At 68.6% G+C, this 7425-nt stretch carries 9 protein-coding genes and 2 pseudogenes; 3 read left to right on the forward strand and 8 right to left on the reverse strand.

Annotated elements, in window-relative coordinates; all coding sequences use genetic code 11:
• Positions 1-205: 205 nt before the first annotated feature.
• Positions 206-409 (reverse strand): annotated as a pseudogene (locus ACIQ8B_RS32750) (transposase); the annotation flags it as partial.
• 53 nt (positions 410-462) lie between these two features.
• Here ACIQ8B_RS32750 and ACIQ8B_RS32755 point away from each other — a divergent pair.
• Positions 463-750, forward strand: coding sequence for a transposase (locus ACIQ8B_RS32755; RefSeq protein WP_403551959.1), 288 nt, complete (start codon positions 463-465; stop codon positions 748-750).
• Here ACIQ8B_RS32755 and ACIQ8B_RS32760 read toward each other — a convergent pair.
• The 5 genes and pseudogenes from ACIQ8B_RS32760 to ACIQ8B_RS32780 form a co-directional block, all read right to left on the reverse strand.
• Positions 728-1932 (reverse strand): IS3 family transposase gene (locus ACIQ8B_RS32760; protein ID WP_403551961.1). Its coding sequence is split into 2 segments (ribosomal slippage): positions 728-1641 and positions 1641-1932, totalling 1206 coding nucleotides; the frame shifts between segments, so codons are not numbered across the junction. The genes ACIQ8B_RS32755 and ACIQ8B_RS32760 overlap by 23 nt on opposite strands.
• Positions 1933-2010: 78 nt before the next feature.
• On the reverse strand, positions 2011-2721 hold the full coding sequence (locus ACIQ8B_RS32765) for an IS6 family transposase (RefSeq protein ID WP_403551969.1): 711 nt from the start codon (positions 2719-2721) through the stop codon (positions 2011-2013).
• Positions 2722-2796: 75 nt separating this feature from the next.
• Positions 2797-2982, reverse strand: a pseudogene (locus tag ACIQ8B_RS32770) (IS5/IS1182 family transposase); the annotation flags it as partial.
• A gap of 11 nt (positions 2983-2993) precedes the next feature.
• Complete coding sequence (locus ACIQ8B_RS32775) at positions 2994-3602, reverse strand: transposase (protein WP_403551971.1); 609 nt, start codon at positions 3600-3602, stop codon at positions 2994-2996.
• On the reverse strand, positions 3488-4015 hold the full coding sequence (locus tag ACIQ8B_RS32780; protein ID WP_403551973.1) for a winged helix-turn-helix domain-containing protein: 528 nt from the start codon (positions 4013-4015) through the stop codon (positions 3488-3490). The genes ACIQ8B_RS32775 and ACIQ8B_RS32780 overlap by 115 nt, the downstream gene beginning before the upstream one ends.
• A 194-nt stretch (positions 4016-4209) precedes the next feature.
• Here ACIQ8B_RS32780 and ACIQ8B_RS32785 point away from each other — a divergent pair, with 194 nt between their 5' ends.
• Positions 4210-4734 (forward strand): ATP-binding protein, encoded by a 525-nt coding sequence (locus tag ACIQ8B_RS32785; protein WP_403551963.1) that lies wholly within the window; start codon positions 4210-4212, stop codon positions 4732-4734.
• A 182-nt stretch (positions 4735-4916) separates the two neighbouring features.
• Here ACIQ8B_RS32785 and ACIQ8B_RS32790 read toward each other — a convergent pair whose 3' ends face one another.
• Positions 4917-5546: a helix-turn-helix domain-containing protein gene (locus ACIQ8B_RS32790; protein WP_403551965.1), complete on the reverse strand. Its 630-nt coding sequence runs from the start codon at positions 5544-5546 to the stop codon at positions 4917-4919.
• Between the two features lie 143 nt (positions 5547-5689).
• Here ACIQ8B_RS32790 and ACIQ8B_RS32795 point away from each other — a divergent pair, with 143 nt between their 5' ends.
• Positions 5690-6676 carry an alpha/beta fold hydrolase gene (locus ACIQ8B_RS32795; RefSeq protein WP_403551967.1) on the forward strand — a complete coding sequence of 329 codons (987 nt, stop codon included), beginning with the start codon at positions 5690-5692 and terminating at the stop codon, positions 6674-6676.
• 160 nt (positions 6677-6836) lie between these two features.
• On the opposite strand, the gene ACIQ8B_RS32800 is transcribed toward ACIQ8B_RS32795, so the two are convergent.
• Positions 6837-7397: a transposase gene (locus ACIQ8B_RS32800; RefSeq protein WP_403551975.1), complete on the reverse strand. Its 561-nt coding sequence runs from the start codon at positions 7395-7397 to the stop codon at positions 6837-6839.
• Between the last annotated feature and the right edge of the window lie 28 nt (positions 7398-7425).

The following is a 7425-nucleotide window of genomic DNA, read 5'->3' on the forward strand; positions in this document are numbered from 1 at the left end:
CGGTACGACAAACTCGCCGTCCGCTACGAAGCGACCGTGCTGGTCGCAGCCATCAACGAGTGGCTGTGACCAGCACTTTCACAACAGACCCTAGTAGTGCTTGGTCAGGTCCGGAGTGGGGTGGGTATGTCGCGGTGGCAGGTGGGGCAGGCGCCGGTCCAGAGGGCGAGGAGTGTCTGCAGCTCGCGGACGACCTGGTAGAGGCTCAGACTTGCGCCGCGTCTTTTGGGGCTCGTGCCAGTCGTTGCAGCGTGCAGAAGGCATGTGCGACGGAGACGAGGGTGACGTGGTGGTGCCAGCCCTTCCAGGTGCGGCCCTCGAAGTGGGCAAGTCCCAGGGCCTGTTTCATCTCCCGGTAGTCGTGCTCGATGCGCCAGCGGAGCTTGGCGAGGCGGACCAGTGTGGTCAGTTGACCATCCCCTCGTAGCGTGGAGCCCGTGATTGCAGGAGAAGTTGGGGTTCATGGGGTCCAAGAAGAAGCCGCCGTACGACGCCGAGTTCCGTGAGGGCGCGGTGCGCATCGTGGTCGAGACCGGGAGGCTGGCCGGCGAGGTCGCCGAGGAGCTCGGCATCAACCCGGGCACGCTGCACAGCTGGGTGTCGCGGTGGCGGCGCAACGGGACGACGTCCTCGGACCGGCCCGCACCACCGACAGCCGCCAGTGGCGGTGGCGGTGGCGGTCGGGTGCGGGAGGCCGGGGGCCTGGCCCCGGAAGTTGGACACGGGGTTATGCGGCTTGCGTCAGCGTAATTGATGTTCGGTCGAGCGCGTGTTCGTAGGTGATGGGGCTGCGGTGTCCCAGGCGGCTGTGGCGGCGGACGGTGTTGTAGCGGTGCAGCCAACGGAAGAGTTCGAGGCGGGCTTCGCGCTCGCTTGACCAGCTCTTTCGGTTCTGGAGGGTCTCGCGTTTCATGGTCGCGTTCCAGCTCTCCGCCGCGGCGTTGTCCGCGCTGGAACCGACGGCGCTCATGGACTGCCGGACGCCGGCGCGTCGGCAGGCATCGGCGAAGGCCCGGCTGGTGTATTGGGCCCCGTGGTCGGTGTGCATGATCGCTCCCGCGAGGCTGCCGCGGGTCCGCTCGGCGGTGGCCAGGGCGTCGACGACCAGCTCCGCGCGCATATGGTCGGCGATCGCCCAGCCCGCCAGCCGCCGGGACGCGAGGTCGATCACGGTCGCGAGATAGCAGAACTTCCCGCCGCCGACCGGCAGATAGGTGATGTCCCCGACGTACTTGGTGTTCACCTCGGTGGCGGTGAAGTCCCGGCCGATCAGATCAGGGGCCTTCGCCGCGGCCGGGTCCGCAACGGTGGTCCGGTGCTTCCTGCACAGCCGAAACCCGGCGATGCTGGCGGTCTTCATCAGCCGGGCGACCTTCTTGTGGTTCACCGACTCGCCGCCCGCCTCGCGGAGCTCGGCGGTGACCCTGGGGACGCCGTAGGTGCCGTCCGAGGCGGCGTGGACGGCGGCGATCTTGACGGTCAGCTTCTCGTCGGCCGCCTGCCGGGCGGCCCAGGCCAGCGCGGTGGCCCGCCAGTAGCAGAAACTCGATCGGGCGATCCCGAGGACCTGGCACAACCGCTTCACGCCGTGCTCGGCGCGCAGGTCGGCGACACACTGGAAGCGGTTCACCAGCGCGTCGCCCCGGCGAAATACTTCGCCGCCTTCTGCAGGATGTCGCGCTCTTCTTCCAGCTCACACACCCGCCTGCGCAGGGCGACGAGCTCGGCCTCCATCCCCCCGGCCGCCACCGGCACGGCCGGGCGCGGCGCGGTGTGGCCGCCCGTGCGCCGGCCGTCGGCCGCGCGTATCCAGTTCCGCAGTGTCTCGGTGTTCACGCCCAGGTCCGCGGCGACCGACTTGATCGTCGCTCCGGGCCGGGACCGGTACAACGCGACCGCGTCCGCCTTGAACTCGGCCGGGCAGTGCTTCATCGGGCGCTGTCACGTTGTTGGGTGTGTAAGTGCCTGACGGGGTGCCAGGTGTGGTGGGGCCGGGTGCCGGCCCTGGACTCAGGCCGCGGCAGGCCGGCCGGTGACGCCGGTGATCTGCTCCCAGATGGCGAAGCGGACGGTCATTTCTGCGCGGTAGTTCGGGGCGGTCATCAGGTGGCGGCGGGGCTGGAAGTGGGGTGAGATGCCGCTGAACGCGGCCAGGAACCGCTGCGCGGTGCCCACGCTGCGGAAGCCTTTCATCACCCGTTCGCGTTGCCGGGTGGGCTGATGACTGTTCTCGGCCCGGTTGTTCAGACCTTTGTGGGAACGGTGCTCGATGGAGGGCATCACCTCGCGGTGGGCCGCGCGGTAGGAGCGGAGCTTGTCGGTGACGATCACCCGCGGCGCCTCGCCCGTCTTCGTCAGCAGCCTGCGGAAAAAGCGCCGGGCCGCAGCCGTGTCCCGGCGGCTCTGCACCAGGATGTCCAGCACGTTGCCGTTCTGGTCGACAGCCCGCCACAGGTATTTCTGCTCACCGTTGATCTTGATGAAGACCTCGTCCAGATGCCACTCGTCCCCGGGCCTCGGCCGCCGCCGGAGCAGGAGGTTGGCGTACTGCTGCCCGAACTTGACGCACCAGCGGCGGATCGTCTCGTAGGAGACGGTCACGCCGCGCTCGAGCATCAGCTCCTCGACCTCACGGAAACTGAGCGGGAACCGGAAGTACAGCCACACGCAGTGCGAGATCACCTCGACCGGATACCGGTGCCCCTTGTACGACGGCGACATGCCCTCCACGGACGACCCCCTCCACCGTGATCAGCCCGAAGATCCTCCCATCCTGTCAGCCAACGTGACAGCGCCCCCCTTTTTCGCCGCTCCGGCGGCGTGCTGGTGGGCCCGGCAGACAGTGGAGTCGACGTTGACCTCCCAGGTGATCAGGCCCTTCGCGTCCGCCTCGGCCTGGAGCCGGGTGAGGATCCGCGCCCAGGTGCCATCCCGCTGCCAGCGCCGGAACAGGTCATAGACCCGGTCCCACGGCCCATACTGACTTCGGCTCGTTAGGGTGAGGCTGGTTCGTCGAGGGCCAGGCCGGTGCCGGCTATGAAGCCGTCGAGGGTGCCGGACCGGTACTGAAGGCGCTTGAGCCGGTTACGGACGAGGGCTTCGAGCCGGTCGAGGGCGACGACGGCGAGGTTGGCCAAGCTGCGTTTGACGTGTGCCCATACCCACTCGACGGGGTTGAGGTCGGGTGAGTAGGCGGGCAGGAGGAACACGGTCAGCCATTTCCGCTCGGCGATCAGCTCACGCATGGCGTGGGAGACGTGGGTGTTCAGACGGTCCCAGACCAGCACGATGGGTGCCTTGAGGAGCTGGTGGACGCCGTCGATCAGTGCGATGAAGTCCCGCTCGCCCATGCTGCGGCGCTTGCCCCTGCCCGCTCGGTGGGTGCGCAGGCGGTGGCACAGCCGGGTGCGGGAGCCGGGCCGCATGGCGATCAGTCCGGCCACGGACAGGCGTCCCGAACGGCGTCCGCTGACCGTCACCTGCGGAGTCACTCCGCGTCGGCCCCAGGTGCGTCCTTTGGGCGGTCTGCGGGTGAAGCCGGCTTCGTCCTCGAAGCAGATGTAGCCTCCGCAGGCCGCCCGGGCTCTTTTACCTCCGCCCAGGTCGCCTCCTTCCAGACGGTGACGGCCTGCTCCTCGCGTTCGGCGACTCGCCGTGCGGGGACCTGCGGGCTGAAGCCGAGCCGGTGCATCAGCCTTGTGGCGCCCGAGACGCTGTAGGAGACGTGGAACTTCCTGCCGATCAGGGTGGCCACCCTCGATGCGGTCCACACCTGGTCCTCCACCCAGCCGTGCGCGGCCGGACCCTCATCGAGGTACGCAGCCAGTTTCTCCAGACAGCGCGGGGACAGTCGGCACCGCGACCCGCTCGGGCCACGGGAGGCCAGAGCCTGAACACCGCCGTTCCGCCACAACTGATGCCACTGATAAGCCGACTTCGCGCTCACCCGCAGGCGCCGTGCCACCTCCGGCGGCTTGATCTCCTGCTCGAACAGCTCGGCCGCCTGCATCCGCACCGACTCCCGGCGCTGACGCCCCGCAGGGGACAGCCCGCCCCCATCCGCATACCTCACACACCACGGAATACAGCCACCACACCGAGCCCATCAGGAACTTCATCAAAGTTCACCCTGACGAGCTGAAGTCAGTAAGCAACCCTGCTGTTACCAGAAGCCGCCCCCACAGACCCGCACGACGCTAGCGTCAATACATGATCGTATGGCTCAACGGCACCCACGGCGCGGGCAAGACGACGACCAGTGTGCTCGTACAGCGGCTGATCCCCGATTCACGGGTGTTCGACGCCGAGAAGGTCGGCGAGATGCTCATGGACATCACGCCGGAGCTGCCCGCGACGGACAACTTCCAGCACTGGCCACCGTGGCGGCCCCTCGTGGTCGAGACCGCCCGACGCGTCCTCGACTACACCGGCGGCACCCTGGTGATGCCCATGACCGTCCTGGTCGAGCAGTACTGGCGCGAGATCAGCTCGGGTCTTGCCGAGTACGATATTCCGGTCCGGCACTTCGTCCTCCATGCCGATCAGGACACTCTCCGCGCGCGCATCGCGGGCGACACCGTTCTTGGCCCCAACTCGCCGTTCCGTCTCCGGTACCTCGAGCCCTACGCCGAGGCGGCCCGCACGTGGTTGCACGCCGAGGCCGAGGTCGTCGACACCACGCACCTCACCCCCGTCCAGGCCGCCCAGCAGATCGCAGAGGCCGTCAAGATTTGAGACCTTCCGGCACCGCATCTCCAGGTGACAACAAGACTGCCTATGTGACAACTATCGTGCTCCGGCTCACCTGAGCCGGAGCACGATAGTTGTCACATAGGCAGAGCCGGATGACGTGGTGAATGGAACCGAACGAGGCAGCGTGGTGGTCACCGACGAGGCACAGGGCTTGTCACGATCGCTCATTCAGCAGCCTTGCTGTCACCCATCCCTCGACCAGCTGCTGGAGGGGTGCGCGGCCGTATACGTTCTCCTTGAGGCCCGAACATGATCAGATACTCGGCCGGTCCGTCGGATCCGGCGTTCGCGACTCCGTGGGGGATGCGGGTGTCGAACTCGACGACGTCCCCGGCAGTCAGGACGAGGTCCTGGGTGCCGAGTGCGAGCCACAGCCGCCCGTACAGGACGCACAACCACTCGTAGCCCTCGTGGGACACCTGTCGGGGCCGCCTGGGCGGCTCCTCGACGGCAGGCAGGACATGCTTGTGGGCGTGCAGGCCGCCGACGTACCGGGTCAGCGGCAACACCGCCTTGTCGTCGCCGAAGCTGTGCGGCGCCGTGCTGCGGGGCTTGGCTGCAGGGGCGAGTGCGGTGCCGGCCAGCTCGTCGAGGGAGACTTCGTATTCCTTCGCCAGCTGCAGCACCACCTCCAGGGTGGGCTTGCGCCGGCCGGTCTCGGTCCGCGACAGCGTGCTGGGCGAGATGCCGGTCGCGCGGCTGACATCGGTGAGTGTGACGCCACGGCGCTCGCGTACGGCCCGCAGCCGGGGCCCCATCGCCGCCAGCGTCCGGGCCACGTCGTCCTCTGCCACTGTCGCTGTTCCTTTCCGCCGCGCCGTTTCATCTCCCTGCCTGCAAGTTTGCCAGGATGGCAACGCTGATCGCGTCGAGTGGCCGCCGCGCCGCATGATCGAGGGGTAGCCGCCGACCGTCCGCGACCGAGGAGAAGTCCCCCATGCAATCCGAGCCGACCGCCGTCCTTCGCCACCGCACCGTCGAGGCCCCGGCCGGGCGCCTGCACCTGGCCGAGCAGGGCGCCGGCCCGCTGGTCCTGCTCGTGCACGGCTTCCCCGAGTCCTGGTACTCCTGGCGCCGCCAGATTCCGGCCCTCGCCGCGGCCGGGTACCGGGCGGTGGCGATCGATGTGCGCGGCTACGGCCGCTCCTCCAAGCCCGCCGTGGCCGACGCCTACCGGATGCTCGACCTGGTGGAGGACAACGTCGCCGTCGTGCGTGCCCTCGGTGAGGAGAACGCGGTGGTCGTCGGCCACGACTGGGGCTCCAACATCGCCGCCACCTCCGCCCTGCTCCGCCCCGAGGTCTTCCGGGCCGTCGGCCTGCTGAGCGTCCCGTACGAGCCACCCGGCGGCCCCCGTCCCACCGACATCTTCGGCCGGATCGGCGGCCCCGAGCAGGAGTTCTACGTCTCCTACTTCCAAGAGCCCGGCCGCGCCGAGAGGGAGATCGAGCCTGACGTGCGGGGCTGGCTCGCGGGCTTCTACGCGGCCCTGTCCGCCGACACCATGCCAGCCGAGGGCGAGCCCGACCCGCACTTCGTCGCCCAGGACGGCCAGCTGCGTGACCGTTTCCCCGCCGGCCCGCTCCCGGCCTGGTTGAGCGAGGAGGACCTCGACGTCTACGCCGGGGAGTTCGAGCGCACCGGCCTGACCGGCGCCCTGAATCGCTACCGCAACATGGACCGCGACTGGGAAGACCTCGCCTCCTACCGCGGAGCCCTCATCAAACAACCCGCCTTGTTCGTCGGCGGCACCCTGGACGCCTCCACCACCTGGATGGCCGACGCCATCGACGCCTACCCCACCACCCTCCCCGCCCTGTCCGCCTCCCACCTCCTGGACGGCTGCGGCCACTGGATCCAGCAGGAACGCCCCGACGAGGTCAACAAGCTGCTGACCGACTGGCTCGCCACCATCCAGGACTGACCCAGGCAGGCCAGCTGGGCAGCCTGGCGGTGCGTTTCGGGCGGGCCGCGCCGAGGCAGCCCATGGCCATCTGCTCGGTGATGCCGACCTGTCACACCGCACGTACTTCACTACGCCGTTGACAACAAGCGTGCCTACGTGACAACTGCTGAGTTTTTCGTTAGTTCTGTGGTGTTTGGGGATGAATGGTCAGGCCGGTGTGGGTGAGGAAGGACCACGGGAGTTGCTCGCTGGAGCAGACTCGGTGGATGCCGCGTTCGGCTGCGTCAGCGACATCGGCGAGGTGGTCGCCGGCGAGGTTGGCGAGCTCGCGGGTCTTGATGGCCGACCACAGTAGTTCGACCGGGTTGAGTTCGGGTGCGTAGGCCGGCAGCCGTTCGAGGGTGAGCCAGTCCTGCTCGGCCGCCCAGGCCCGCATGCCCCGGCTCCAGTGGGCGGACAGTCCGTCCCACACCAGCACCACCGGCTCACCGGCGTAGAAGGTCTTGATCTGTTCCAGCACCTCGATCAGGGAAGCGGTGTCGTAGCCGCCCGGCTCGAGGTGGAAGCACAGCCGCGGGCCGCGTTCGGGGTCGGCGGCGTGGTAGCCCAGCGCGGCGGCCATCCCGGCTCGTTTCCAGTTCAGCCGGTGCCGCAGAGTAGGGGTGCGGCCGCGGGTGTGGCTTCTCCTTGATCGTGGACACCTGGGGACTGGGGCGTGAGGTTCCAGAGGAAGCAGCACCAGGGGGGAAGCAAGTACACGAAGCGGT

This window comes from Streptomyces sp. NPDC096105 (assembly GCF_044763335.1).
Classification (GTDB): domain Bacteria; phylum Actinomycetota; class Actinomycetes; order Streptomycetales; family Streptomycetaceae; genus Streptomyces.